The organism is Scandinavium sp. (assembly GCF_032012665.1).
Lineage (GTDB): Bacteria > Pseudomonadota > Gammaproteobacteria > Enterobacterales > Enterobacteriaceae > Scandinavium.
The window spans coordinates 221,148-234,631 of record NZ_DALZVG010000003.1 but is presented as its reverse complement, the minus strand read 5'-3'; the positions used below and the strand labels follow the sequence as shown (position 1 = coordinate 234,631).

Sequence of the window (13,484 nt, the reverse complement as noted above, 5' to 3'; positions counted from 1 at the left end):
TTACCAGCTGTATTTAACCCCCAGCATGGCTTCCGTATTGCTGTAGCCTTTATCGCCTATCTGCTGACCCACGTTGCCCCAGGCCGTCAGATTGTTGCTCAGCTTACCTTCCACCCCTGTTTTCAGCTCACCCAGATTACGCGCGCCGGACTGGCTCAACGTCACATTATTCATTGTTACGCTGAAATCACGGGTGTTATGGATCCAGTTAGCCTCAACAAAAGGTTCAAACTCGCGATCTTTACCGTCATCAAGCCGGCTGTGGCTTTTCAGGTAAGTACGCACGCCAAGACGGGTTTGCACGTTGCCATCACCGTTGCTGCTGACGTGGGTGCCGTTGCTTTCGGTGTGATCATCTGCACTAACCCCCATCCAGATAGCCTGGGCCTGCGGCTGAATATAAACGGTATTGAGCGTACCTTTACTGCCGTTGAACTCACCGACTTTCCACGTATAGCCACTTTCCAGCGATGCAGTCAGCCCCTTAGAGTCGTACTCCTCGCGGGCCAGATCTTCACCGTTGACCGTGTTTTTCAGCCAGCTATAGCTGGCCCAGGAGTCCACGTAAAGCCCCGTCTTCTCCGCATCATTGGCATACCAGGTGCCGTACACGCCAACGTTATAGCCGCTGACCCGACCATCTGAATGGTAGCCTGTCACATCAGAGCGGGTGTTGCTGTGGTTATTACCGTAGCCGGCCATCAGGCCCAGATGCCCTCGATCCAGTCCGTCGCTGCTCCACTGCGCCACGTCACCGCCCAGCATCACAACGTACTGGTTGCTCTGGGTTTTCTGCTGCCCCGTGCTGTCTCTCCATGTGTTATGGGTGCCCACCTGGCGCAGCCACAGGCTGGTGACGCGCTTTTCGCCAGTTAAAGCATCGGTATATTGGGTCTCGCCCAGGCGATCGTGGAGTCGGGTAACAAAAAGAGTGTTTGCTGCCGCAACGTTGGCGATATAGCTCCCGGCTTCCACACGATACATCGGCGTTCCCGGATTCACATGTTCCGTCGGGTTGGTTGGCCCGACTGGCTGCGTGGGGGCATTATTCGTCAGATACCAGTTATCAGGATCGCTGGCCCCACCTTTACCGCGCTCCAGGTTATAGTCCCAGGCGCCCGCAACAATACGCCCATCTTTGGTAAAGGTACCGGCCGAATTTCCCTCAACGGAGATGATCTCAATACCGTTCAGCGTTCTGGCCCCGCTCCCCCCCGCATTTCTCACGCTCACCAGCGTATTGCCGCTGGTGTCGCCCATTACCGTCATATGATCGGTCAGGGAGCTATCGTCACCCAGGGCGGTGTTGAAAGCGATTTTTCCGCCCTCTCCCAGATAGTTGCCGTTAACCGTCAATGAGTTGCCTGCCAGCACATCGCTACCGGTCTGGCCCAGCTGGATCTGCCCGCTGTTAGTGAGATTGCCGCCGACCGTCAGCGCGTCGTTATTACTGCTAACCGTCGCCAGAGTTGCGGCGAGGGCCTGACGAGCAGCCGCAGAAACCACCAGCCCGGCGTGTCCAACCTGCAGCAGGCCTTTATTATCAACGCTGCCGGCTGCGGTGCCGTTGCCGGCCAGCAGGCCGCCTTCCGCAATATTGACCTGAGAAGATGAGAGCGTCAGATCGCTGCCGCGATCGCCGAATATTAACCCACCTCCGGTAATATCCGTGGTGCCGGTATAGGTCATATTCTGCGCAGCAAGCGTGACCAGCCCGGCACCCTCTTTCACGAGATTACCCGCACCGCTCACCGCGTTTTCCAGCGACCAGTTGCTGTCGGTCACCAGCGCCAGCGTACCTTCATCATGAATAACCGACTGGCCCAGATGAGACGCCTGCCCTGCGGTCAGCCGGCTGGCATTATCGATATTAAATTCGCCGCTGAAGCCGCGATTATCGCCGGCCAGCACGGTCTGACTGCTGTTCAGATTGACCTGTCCGCTGTTGCTCAGGTTATTTGCAAACGTTCCTGCCGCGCCATTCAGGTTAAGCACGCCGCCGTTGTCGATATTTCCACTTCCCAGCCCCTGGACGCTGTCCAGATTAATAGTCGAACCGCTTTTCAGGGTCGTGGTGGCAGTCATCGCCGTGTTTGCGCCATTAATCGTCAGCTCACCGCCGTTCAGCGTCAGCGCTCCCGCCCCCTGCAGATGCCCATTCACCGTACCGCCGTTATTGATTCCAAGGCTGCCACCGGCAATATCGATCAGCGAACCGGCCGCAGTGTCTACGGCCCCTACGGTCTGCGCATGTCCGCTCATTGCCAGGCCCGTGCTATCGGCAAGCTTCAGCAGCGAAGTCTGGCCCAGCACGTTATCGTTGCTCATCAGCAGCGTACCGCTGCGCACATCCGTAACGCCGGTGTAATCGTTGCTGCGGTTGGAAAGCGAAACGGTTCCGCTGCCGGTATCGATAGCCAGATCGCCGCTTCCGGTTACCTTCGCGCTAAGATCGGCGGCGTTCCCCGTGCTGCTACCGCTGTTCAGCACAAGGGCGCTGTTGCCCTGGCCAATCAGGTTTACCTCTTTCAGCGCATAGGCCACATACAGGCCATCATTGCTATCACCGGAGGTTAAACGCCAGTCCCAGGTTCCTTCCGCTACCTTGCTGCCGCCGTCCCGATCGAGAATATCCTGCGTTTTACCGCTGCTGATAACGTTGCCGCTGCTGTCTTTTAGCTCAAGCGCACCGCCCGTTCCGGTTACCGTACCGTCCGAGCCGGAGAGCCTGATAAGGGTATCGCCATCATCCTGCTCCAGCAGAGGAACCCGGCCATCCGTCTGGGGCGGCGTATTCACCGCATCGCCCAGATCAACCTGCACGGTTCCCGAGCCGCTAAGATCGAGGTCCTTTGCGGTTTGAATCGTATTATCAGACGTCTTCTCTCCCGGTGCGACCGAGCCGAAAATAACGGTTCCGCCGTCAAAGGCCAGCCCGCCGATATGCTGCTGCCCGCTGCCCACGGTCGTTACGCTGCCTGCACCGGCCTTCAGCGTGGCGTTGCTGAGCGCTTCAGTATTGATGCCCTCCAGCGCCAGGGTACTGTTACCCAGCGCCAGCGTACCTTCAAAGCCATCGTCTTTGTTGTTGCTGGTAAAATCGAACGCATTGCCGCTGGTATCGGTGCTGACGGTACCGGTGCCGCTAAGATGTCCGGTAAAGGCCACGGCATTATCATTGTCAATCGCGAGGGTGCTGGTTGCATCGATAGTAAAGCCGGTGCTGGCATTATCGTCCTGGCTGTCGCCCAACTTGAGATCCCGGTGATCCAGCGTCAACGTGGAATTGTTCGTCAGGTTAACGGACTCAAATCCAGAGAGGATATTCGCATCGCGATGAATATATTGACTGTTGTCTAAAGTGAAGCGATCGGTGCCAGCCCCACCATCAATGACAGGAGATGAGGCGGTTGTGGCCGAGCTTTGGTTGATAAGGGTGACTTCATCATTGCCAATTTTATCGCCGCTGGGATCGCCATCCATCAGAATACTTCCTTTGATGGTACCTCCGTTTTGCCAGACAAGCCTATCATCGCCGATGCCACCCAGGATATTGCCGTCAACGATCGCGGTGCCTGAGATATTAAAGCTGTCATTGTTGACCTGCCCCTTTACATCCCCGAGTATTTCACCGCCGGACATCCGAAAATCATCATTTCCCAGGTTGAGCGCAACGCTTCCGATAGTCCCCCCGGTGATGGTGACAATATCGCCATCATTAAACTCCCCGGTAATGGTGCCGCCCGACATTTCGAAAGTATCTCTGCCGCCGCCCTGCCTGAAGTCACCTTCAATGGTGCCGCCGGTGATGGTGGCACGATCAACACCCGGCCCAACGCCTTGATCAACGGTGCCTCTGATCGTTCCCCCGTCCATCGTAAAAGTGTCGTTACCGCTACCGGATGTACCAGTAGAGCCAAAATCCTGATCGACGTTACCATCGATAAGACTTCCGACACCCACCGACAGCGTATCATTGCCGCTCCCAAAGATAACGGCATTATTTTTATCGTCACGTCCGGTGATGGTACCGTTGTTATTTAATGTGTTGCCGCCGCTTCCCTGAAACATAACTCCCGGCCCGGCAGTGCCGGTAATAGAGCCGTTATTCGTAACGGTGCTGCTGCCCTCACGCAGCAGCAGGCCCGACGTAGAGCCACTAATCGTCCCGTCGTTGGCGATCTTACTGCCATCACCCAGGGAAATAGCCGGACCGGTGGTCACGTTTAATTCGCCGCTCGGGAGCACATTCACGGTCACGTTCGTCACGGCGGCGCCGCTCACGACGGAGGTACTTTCAGGTGTCGTCGCATCGCAAGTCACGGTCTGACCGTTCGTGGGAGACGTCTCGTTGCATGTGGCCCAGACCTGGCCTGAGGTCAGCGCCAGACAGATGCAGGAGGTAAGAAAAGAGAGACTACAGGTTGGTTTCATTGCATCACCCCAAAAACATAAAATTCCGTAGAAATGCGCAAGACATAGCGTTAACAACTACAAAAAAGCACAAAACTTAAGAAATGCATTAATAAGTCACAAGTAATAAGAATTTTATATACACAGACACTTATCCTAAATTTTCCTGGGTAAATATCTGCGCCAGCATTCAGGAATCAGATGCATGTTAATGATAGTTGCAATACCAGCAAACAAAAGTTATCAACAAGTTAAAATTTGATAAGCATCGCAGATACAGAGATGAAGGGCGTTTTTGGTGCCGGGACGGGAGAGCGCCCAAAAAAAAGCGCCCCTCTGGCGGGGCGCTTTTGGCGTGAATTGAGGCTTAGCGGTCGCTGTCCTGCTGAATGCGCTTAATAATATTCGTGGTTGAACAACCGTCTTCAAAGTTGAGCACCATCACTTCGCCGCCGTTCGCCCAGACTTCCTCGCTGCCCGCTATTTGATCTGGCTTGTAGTCACCGCCTTTCACCAGCAGATCCGGCAGAATGCCCGCGATAAGGCGTTGAGGCGTGTCTTCCTCAAATGAAACGACCCAGTCAACGGACTCCAGCGCGCCGAGCACAATCATACGCTGTTCGAGCGGATTCACCGGACGGGTTTCCCCCTTCAGGCGTTTGGTGGACGCATCGCTGTTCACCGCAACAATCAGGCGATCGCCAAGCTTACGCGCGTTCGAAAGATAGGAGACGTGACCGGCGTGCAGAATGTCGAACACGCCGTTGGTCATCACGACTTTTTCACCGCGCTTGCGGGCAGCGGCAACAGCCTGCTTCAGCTCGTCTTCGCTCATCACGCCAAAGCCGGTATCGGCACGGCCACGCACGGCGTTTTCCAGCTCGATCGGCGAAACGGTGGACGTCCCGAGTTTGCCGACGACAACGCCTGCTGCGGCGTTCGCGAAGAAGCACGCTTCTTCCAGTGAATTCCCGGCTGCGAGCGTTGCCGCCAGCACACCAATCACCGTGTCGCCCGCACCGGTTACGTCATACACTTCCTGCGCCTGAGTCGGCATATGCAGCGGCGCTTTGCCCGGCTGCAACAGCGTCATGCCCTGCTCGGAACGGGTCACCAGCAGTGCAGAAAGCTCATAGTCGGCGATCACTTTCATGCCGCGCTCAACGATTTCTGCTTCACTCTTGCACTTCCCGGCCACGGCTTCAAACTCAGACAGGTTAGGCGTCAGCAGCGTCGCGCCGCGATAGCGTTCAAACTCAGTGCCTTTCGGATCGATCAGCACCGGGACGCCCGCTTTACGCGCCAGCTGAATCATTGCCTGCACGCTTTCCAGCGCGCCTTTGGCGTAATCGGAGAGCACCAGCGCCCCAATATGGCCCAGCGCCTGCTGGATGCGTTCATGCATCGGTTGAGGGTCAACGCCGGCAAAGCCTTCTTCGAAGTCCAGACGAATCAGCTGCTGGTTGCGGGAAAGTACGCGCAGCTTAGTGATGGTCGGGTGCGTCGGCACCGAAACGAAATCACATTTCACGTTGACGTCCGCCAGCGCTTTGCTCAACGCGCGTGCCGCATCGTCGATGCCCGTCAGGCCAACCAGGCGGGAGTTAGCGCCCAGTGAAGCAATGTTCATCGCCACGTTCGCCGCGCCGCCAGGGCGTTCCTCAATGGTATCCACTTTCACCACCGGCACCGGGGCCTCCGGAGAAATGCGGCTCGTCGGGCCATACCAGTAGCGATCCAGCATTACGTCGCCGACAACCATCACCCCTGCACGTTCAAACTCTGGCAGCGTTACTTTCATTCCAGACTCCTGAAAGATTCATCAATTGCGCGCGATAATAGCATAACTCAGGGCATTACCAGCCATTTCCGCCATGAGGCGGCAACCAGCTCACGCTCTGCCGTAAATGCATCCAGCGCCACGTTCCCCGCTTCTTCCTGCAGGGCCAGATGATGCAGCGCATCGCGAAGCGTCGTGTATGCCTGGCTCAGCGCCAGCGCTTCCTGTTCATCCATAATGTCGTTTTGCGCCAGCAGCTCGAGGATACGCACGTTATCGGACCAGCGCGTCAGCTTCGGCTTATCGTGGGCAAAACGCAGCACCAGATACTGCGTGATAAATTCAATATCGGTGATACCGCCCTCATCCGCTTTAATATCAAAACGATCGCGATGTTTGCCGCCAAGATGCGCGCGCATTTTTTCACGCATTTCCCGCACTTCGGTTTGCAGCTTCTCGCCTGCGCGCGGCAGCATCAGTACGTCGCGACGAATAGCGTCAAACTGCGCCTGAAGCTGCGGATCGCCATACACCACGCGAGCCCGGACGAGTGCCTGATGCTCCCAGGTCCAGGCTTCATTGCGCTGATAATCGGCGAACGACTCCGTCGTTGTCACCAGCATGCCTGCAGCACCGGAAGGACGTAAGCGAGCGTCCACTTCGTACAGAATGCCCGAGGAAGTGCGGGTGCTGAAGAGGTGCATGATGCGCTGTGCGAGGCGCAGATAGAACTGTCGACCGTCAATTTCACGTTCGCCGTCGGTCATCACGTCCGCCGGGCAGTCGTGAAGGAAAACGAGATCGAGATCGGAACTGTAGCCAAGCTCCCAGCCACCGAGCTTACCGTACCCGACCACGGCAAAACCGCGCCCCTGACGTTCTGACAGGTGTTTCGGTTGACCATAGCGGGCGATCATCTGCGTCCAGGCCTGCTGCACGACGGCATCGATCATCGCCTCCGCAAGCCAGGTTAAGTGATCGCTCACTTTCATCACCGGCAGCGTTCCGGCGATATCCGCCGCCGCCACGCGCAGCAATTGCGCCTGCTTGAACTGGCGCAGCGCTTCCAGCTGTTGCTCTTCATCTTCTTCCGGCACGCGCAGCAGATACTGGCGCAGCTCGTCGCGATAGGCGTCGGTCGCCGTCGGCTGGTAGAGCGTATTCGGATCCAGCAGTTCATCAAGCAGCAACGGATAGCGTGCCAGCTGGCTGGCAACCATTGGCGACGCGGCACAAAGGCGAATCAGATGCTTCAGCGCGCCGGGAAATTCGCTCAGTAATTCAAGATAAGTCGTTCGGGTAACAATACCGGTCAGCAGCGGCATGATGCGCGCCAGCGGAACGGGTGCATCTTCCCGGCTGCACACTTCGCTCAACAGATGCGGCATCAGTGAATCCAGCACCTGACGCCCGCGCGGGCCAATGGTGCGCTTATCCAGCTCTTTTTTGAAATCCGCGATCAGCGCCAGCACCTGGTGACGAGCGCTGTCTGCCAAATGCGCCAGCACCGGCGTGGTGTCATCTTCCTGTAGCGCATCCTGCCACAGCTCGCGCCAGTGCTCGGAGAGCTGTTCATCCGCCGAGGTTTCTTCGTCATCGCCAATCAACTCGTTAAAGATCTGCCGCACCTGGACCATGTGCTGGTTCAGTACTTCAGTGAGCCTTTCCCAGTCGGCAAAATCCATGCCCCATGCCAGACGTGCGCGATTAAGCTCGTCCTGCGGCAAGGTCTGGGTTTGCTCATCGTTGATGCTTTGCAGCAGGTTCTCCAGTCGGCGCAGGAAAAGATACGCTTCACGCAGCTGCGCGGCTTCACCTTCTGGCAGGAGATGCAGCGCATCGATGGCCTCCAGCGTCGGCAGCAGCGAGCGGCCCTGAAGCGATGGCTCACGCCCGCCGCGGATCAGCTGAAACACCTGAACGATAAACTCGATTTCACGGATGCCGCCCGCGCCGAGCTTAATGTTGTCTTTGAGGCCACGACGGCGTACTTCACGCGCGATCATCCCCTTCATGCTACGCAGCGACTGGATTACGCTGAAGTCGATATAGCGGCGGAAAACAAAGGGCCGCAGCATGGCGCGCAGCTCGTCGACGTAGAGGCCTTCCCGGTCGCCCATGATGCGGGCCTTGACCATCGCATAGCGTTCCCAGTCGCGGCCCTGCTCCTGGTAGTAATCTTCCAGCGCGGCGAAGCTCAGCACCAGCGGACCGCTTTCGCCGAACGGGCGCAGGCGCATGTCCACGCGATACACGAACCCGTCCATCGTTGCCTGATCGAGCGCTTTGATAAGCCGCTGCCCCATGCGGGTGAAGAACTGGGCATTGTCGAGTTCACGCCGCCCGCCCTGGGTTGAACCGTGCTCCGGCCAGGCAAAAATAAGGTCGATGTCAGAGGAGAAGTTAAGTTCGCCACCGCCGAGCTTGCCCATGCCAAGGATCAGCAGCGGCTGCGGTTTGCCTTCGGCATTGCAGGGCGTGCCCCATTCGCGGCAGCAGGCATCGTAAATCCAGTCGCGCGCGCTGACGATCAGCGTTTCTGCCAGATGGCTCAGCTGTTGCAAACTGCTTTCGGTGGAGTGCAGCGACAGGGCCTGTGACCAGGCGATGCGCACCATGATGCGGCGGCGAAACAGGCGCAGCTCGCGCATCAGGCTATTTTCGTCACTGACGTTCGCAAGCCGTTCCTGAAGCCAGGCGGCATAGTGCTGCCACTCGTCAGCGAGCGGTGGGCTGTTTTCAAGCTCGCCCAGCCATTCCGGGTGTGCGACCAGGCTCTGGCTGATGAAATCACTGAAGGCCATCGCCGCCTGCGCCTGCTGGCTCAGCGGCATAGACGGGAAATCTGCCGGCAGTCGGTCAATCACCGTCTGCCACTGCTGCTCTAACTGCAAAGAAAACGGCGTCATGACTGCCCTCGTGAAAGTTATCGTCCGGTGACCAGAAAGGCCGTCAGCATCAGTTTGGCCTGCGCGATTTGCGGCTTAAAGGCTGCCCCTTTCGCATCGGATGCGCTGACAATCGCTTCGCCAATTTGCGCCATTTGCGCGGCAGCCATTTCGTGTTCGCGCTGGAGCGCGTCACGGATAAACGCCACCGCCTTCAGCACTTCAGCTTTCGCCTCAGCTTTGCCGCGCAGCCAGAGCTCTTCATGATACTGCCAGTGCGCCAGCGCCGCTTCGAGAGCCGCGTTATCCTGTTCTTTAAATTCAGCTTTTTTCAGAGTACGTTCTGCATTACCTGCCGCCAGGTGGTAACCGCGAGCCGCCTTACTGAGGCTACCCTGACGCAGCACGCCCACGGAAATCAGCTGTTCGGCCAAATCCAGAATATCGTCCACGCTGCCGTGCAGCAGCTCCAGCTCCAGCTCACAAATCGGCTCCTGATGGTTGCCCGCTTTGACGTCGCCCAAATCCAGCGCCAGCTCAATCCGGCTCTGGTTGTGGTTTACCAGCCACTTTTCGCGGTAAAAATCGGTGCTGAACAGCGGCTTCACCTGCGAGGCCAGCTCCGGCGGCAGCTTACCCTGCGGCCAGACTTCAGCCGGCAGCTTTTCCAGCGCCAGTTCGGCGTTATCGAGGTCGATATTGTATTCAGGTCGCGAGTGCAGGCCGCCCACCACTTTCCCGGCAATTTTCATCGTCATTTCATAGCGGCCGTTGTGGCCACGAATGCGTAGCCCCATGTCGTGACGACGCAGCCAGCTGTCGGCGGTTTCGTAATAGATATTGAGAAGCTGTGCCGCCGGAATGTGTTCCGTGGTGAGGGTATTGAGCTGCCGGCGCAGCGTCTCCACGCCGTGCTGCTCAACGATGAACTTTAATTCGATTTCCTGATCCATGACTGATTTCTTATGGTTGCGAAGCCTTGATTGATCGTTACGCCGAACTTCCGCGCATCTTTTTTGTCAGTAGAGTGTATTTCGCGGTACTTTGCCATGCAATCGCCTCCTGGACGATTCTGATTGCCGTAGAATGCCTGGCATCGTCAGACTGATGCCTTTACTATCGACTCACTTTATGAAAATAACGAAGACCCGATGCTTAAATTACGCCTGATTGGATTAACTTTATTTGCCCTTAGCGCTTCTGCTGCCGTTCACGCGGAAGAAACTCGCTACGTTTCTGATGAGCTGAATACCTGGGTACGCAGCGGCCCCGGCGACAACTATCGCCTTGCGGGCACCGTCACCGCCGGTGAAGCCGTCACCCTGCTCCAGACCAATGAAAACACCCAGTATGGCCAGGTGCGCGACAGCAACGGCCGTACCGCATGGATCCCGCTGAAAGAGCTGAAAAGCGAACCGAGCTTCAAAACTCGCGTGCCGGATCTCGAAAACCAGGTCAAAACCCTGACCGACAAGCTGAACAATATTGACGGAACCTGGAACCAACGCACGGCAGACATGCAGAAAAAAGTCGCCGGAAGCGACAGCGTCATTAACAGCCTGAAAGCCGAAAACCAGAAGCTGAAAAACGAGCTTATCGTGGCGCAGAAAAAGGTGAATGCCGCCAATCTGCAGCTCGATGACAAGCAGCGCACCATCATCATGCAGTGGTTTATGTACGGCGGCGGCGTGCTCGGCGTAGGTCTGATTCTGGGTCTGGTTCTGCCGCGCCTGGTGCCAAGCCGCAAACGCAACGATCGCTGGATGAACTGATGCCAGCATCGGCCTGATTAGCCATCTCCTCTACACTTACGTATTATCAGCAGATAAAACAGTGAGGGGAGAAGGTTGGCGTGAAGACATATCTGGTCGGTGGTGCAGTACGTGATGCGTTGTTAGGCCTGCCGGTCAAAGACAAAGATTGGGTCGTTGTCGGCGCCACCCCACAGCAAATGCTCGATGCGGGCTACCAGCAGGTAGGTCGCGATTTTCCTGTTTTTCTCCATCCGAAAACGCACGAAGAGTACGCCCTCGCCCGCACCGAGCGAAAATCCGGTTCAGGCTATACCGGTTTCACCTGCTACGCCGCTCCGGACGTTACGCTGGAGCAGGATTTACAGCGCCGCGACCTGACCGTTAACGCCCTTGCCCAGGACGAAAGCGGCGATATTATCGACCCGTATCACGGTCAGGCCGATCTGCAAAACCGCCTGCTGCGCCATGTTTCCCCGGCTTTCAGTGAAGATCCGCTTCGCGTACTGCGCGTGGCGCGGTTTGCCGCCCGCTACGCGCATTTGAGTTTCCGCATCGCCGATGAAACCATGACGCTGATGCGCGACATGACCGCCGCAGGTGAGCTTGAACACCTCACGCCGGAACGCGTATGGAAAGAAACCGAGAACGCACTAAGCACACGAAACCCGCAGGTATTCTTCCAGACGCTGCGCGACTGCGGTGCATTAAAGGTCCTTTTCCCGGAAATCGACGCGCTGTACGGCGTGCCCGCGCCGGCCAAATGGCACCCTGAAATTGACACCGGCGTACATACGCTGATGACGTTGACGATGGCAGCAATGCTGACGCCAGCCGTTGACGTACGCTTCGCCACGCTGTGCCACGATCTCGGTAAGGCACTCACGCCAAAAGAGTTCTGGCCGCGCCATCATGGCCACGGTCTGGCTGGCGTAAAGCTTGTCGAACAGCTTTGCGCCCGGTTACGGGTGCCTAACGAGATGCGCGATCTGGCGAAACTGGTGGCAGAATTCCATGACCTCATTCACACCTTGCCCATTCTCAAACCCGCGACGATCGTGAAGCTTTTTGACTCCCTGGATGCCTGGCGTAAACCACAGCGAGTCGAGCAGTTGGCGCTCACCAGCGAAGCCGACGTGCGCGGGCGCACCACGTTTGAAGCCTGCGATTATCCGCAGGGGCGTCTGCTACGCGAAGCGTGGGAGGTGGCGAAATCCGTGCCGACGAAACCGGTGATTGAGGCAGGATTCAAGGGGCCTGAAGTGCGGGAAGAACTGACGCGACGCCGCATTGACGCCGTCGCGCAGTGGAAGGACAAACGCTGTCCGCAGGTTACATAAACACCGCGTAGACCGCTGCCGCCACGACAAAGCGGTAGATAGCGAACGGAATAAAGGTGATGCGTTTGATGATGTGCAGGAAGGTTTTGATGGCAAACAGCGCCACCACGAACGCACTCACAAAGCCTACGGCAAACATCGGGATATCAGAGCTGGTCAGGAAACCGATGCTCTTATAGAGATCGAGCGCCGTCGCGCCCATCATCATCGGCACAGCCAGCAGGAAGGAAAACTCTGCCGCCGCATAGCGGCTCACGCCAAGCAGCATCCCGCCCGCGATGGTGGAACCCGAGCGGGAGAAGCCCGGCCACAGCGCCAGACACTGGAAGCAGCCGATAGCAAACGCCTGAAGGTAGGTCATATCATCCAGGCCCATTGCGCGCGGCTCTTTCGGCTTCAGCAGCTCAGCGGCAATCAGCAGCACGCCGCCGACCACCAGCGCATACATCACGTTTACCGGGTTGAAGAGCGATTTAATGGCATCGTGCAACACCAGCCCAAGCACCACCGCCGGGATCATCGCCAGCAGCACGTGAATCAGCGACAGGCGACCTGTCCCCATACCTTCATGCACCGGTGGACGACCAAAATGGATGCCGATCAGACCAAACAGACGACGCCAGAACATCACCACCACCGCAAGGATCGATCCTAACTGGATAACCACCTCAAACGTGTTTGCTGTTTCGCCCTCAAAACCCAGCAAATGGCCGACAATAATCATATGGCCGGTGCTGGAAACAGGTAAAAACTCCGTCAGTCCCTCGACAACACCCAGGATAGCCGCTACCAGCAGCGAGTGCATATCGCTCATTCAATAAACCCTTAAATAATAGAAAAAAGAAGCTGCTAAAAAGAATCCAGCTCTAAGACATAACTATCGGCGTTTCGTTTACTTGTGATGAATTTATTCTTACGGTTTCAGATTTGTGCCACGCTCGATGATAACGCCCACGTTTGCCGCACGCGCCACGGCCCCCGGTTTACTGAGTTTGATGCGCACCCACGGTGAGTTAAAGCGCGTCAGCAGAATCTGCGCGACTTCTTCCGCCACGCGTTCCACCAGCGCAAAACGCCCGCCTTCCACATGGGCGATGACCGCCTCGCTGATATCGGCATAGCTCAGGCAATCCTCAACGTTGTCGCTGGCAGCTGATTTACGGTTGTCCCACGCCATTTCGATATCGAACACCAGCTTCTGTTCGATGGTCTGTTCCCAGTCATAAACACCAATAGTGGTGATAACCGAAAGTTGCTCTATAAATACAATATCCATCACGCCCTGCCTGCTTTTTGCCCGTGCCGGATACCA

General features: G+C 57.0%; 7 protein-coding genes and 1 pseudogene. 2 read left to right on the top strand and 6 right to left on the bottom strand.

All coding sequences use genetic code 11. The annotated features are described in order from the left end of the window. The 4 genes and pseudogenes from RTU33_RS04485 to RTU33_RS04470 all read right to left on the bottom strand — a co-directional run. Window positions 1-4,434 (bottom strand): autotransporter outer membrane beta-barrel domain-containing protein, encoded by a 4,434-nt coding sequence (locus tag RTU33_RS04485; RefSeq protein WP_312625601.1) that lies wholly within the window; start codon window positions 4,432-4,434, stop codon window positions 1-3. A gap of 346 nt (window positions 4,435-4,780) precedes the next feature. After that, a complete protein-coding gene (gene hldE / locus RTU33_RS04480; protein WP_312625599.1) occupies window positions 4,781-6,214 on the bottom strand; it encodes a bifunctional D-glycero-beta-D-manno-heptose-7-phosphate kinase/D-glycero-beta-D-manno-heptose 1-phosphate adenylyltransferase HldE in 1,434 nt (477 codons plus the stop codon). 47 nt (window positions 6,215-6,261) lie between these two features. Next, window positions 6,262-9,102 (bottom strand): bifunctional [glutamate--ammonia ligase]-adenylyl-L-tyrosine phosphorylase/[glutamate--ammonia-ligase] adenylyltransferase, encoded by a 2,841-nt coding sequence (gene glnE, locus RTU33_RS04475; RefSeq protein ID WP_312625597.1) that lies wholly within the window; start codon window positions 9,100-9,102, stop codon window positions 6,262-6,264. A 29-nt stretch (window positions 9,103-9,131) separates the two neighbouring features. Beyond that, window positions 9,132-10,034, bottom strand: a pseudogene (locus RTU33_RS04470) (inorganic triphosphatase); the annotation flags it as partial. A 198-nt stretch (window positions 10,035-10,232) separates the two neighbouring features. Here RTU33_RS04470 and RTU33_RS04465 point away from each other — a divergent pair. Both RTU33_RS04465 and RTU33_RS04460 read left to right on the top strand, forming a co-directional pair. After that, window positions 10,233-10,853: a TIGR04211 family SH3 domain-containing protein gene (locus RTU33_RS04465; RefSeq protein ID WP_312625596.1), complete on the top strand. Its 621-nt coding sequence runs from the start codon at window positions 10,233-10,235 to the stop codon at window positions 10,851-10,853. Window positions 10,854-10,933: 80 nt separating this feature from the next. Beyond that, entirely contained in the window at window positions 10,934-12,172 is a 1,239-nt protein-coding gene (locus tag RTU33_RS04460) for a multifunctional CCA addition/repair protein (protein WP_312625594.1), read from the top strand. Here RTU33_RS04460 and bacA read toward each other — a convergent pair. Both bacA and folB read right to left on the bottom strand, forming a co-directional pair. Next, the gene (bacA, locus tag RTU33_RS04455) at window positions 12,165-12,986 is read right to left on the bottom strand and encodes an undecaprenyl-diphosphate phosphatase (RefSeq protein WP_312625592.1); all 822 of its coding nucleotides are present in this window, start codon (window positions 12,984-12,986) and stop codon (window positions 12,165-12,167) included. The two genes, RTU33_RS04460 and bacA, sit on opposite strands and share 8 nt — an antisense overlap. A 99-nt stretch (window positions 12,987-13,085) precedes the next feature. Then, window positions 13,086-13,448 (bottom strand): bifunctional dihydroneopterin aldolase/7,8-dihydroneopterin epimerase, encoded by a 363-nt coding sequence (gene folB / locus RTU33_RS04450; protein WP_312625590.1) that lies wholly within the window; start codon window positions 13,446-13,448, stop codon window positions 13,086-13,088. Between the last annotated feature and the right edge of the window lie 36 nt (window positions 13,449-13,484).

Bases quoted from the DNA above. Each gene is read 5' to 3' on its own strand.
- RTU33_RS04485 (WP_312625601.1), bottom strand. From the start codon at position 4,434: ATGAAACCAACCTGTAGTCTCTCTTTTCTTACCTCCTGCATCTGTCTG.
- hldE (WP_312625599.1), bottom strand. From the start codon at position 6,214: ATGAAAGTAACGCTGCCAGAGTTTGAACGTGCAGGGGTGATGGTTGTC.
- glnE (WP_312625597.1), bottom strand. From the start codon at position 9,102: ATGACGCCGTTTTCTTTGCAGTTAGAGCAGCAGTGGCAGACGGTGATT.
- RTU33_RS04465 (WP_312625596.1), top strand. From the start codon at position 10,233: ATGCTTAAATTACGCCTGATTGGATTAACTTTATTTGCCCTTAGCGCT.
- bacA (WP_312625592.1), bottom strand. From the start codon at position 12,986: ATGAGCGATATGCACTCGCTGCTGGTAGCGGCTATCCTGGGTGTTGTC.
- folB (WP_312625590.1), bottom strand. From the start codon at position 13,448: ATGGATATTGTATTTATAGAGCAACTTTCGGTTATCACCACTATTGGT.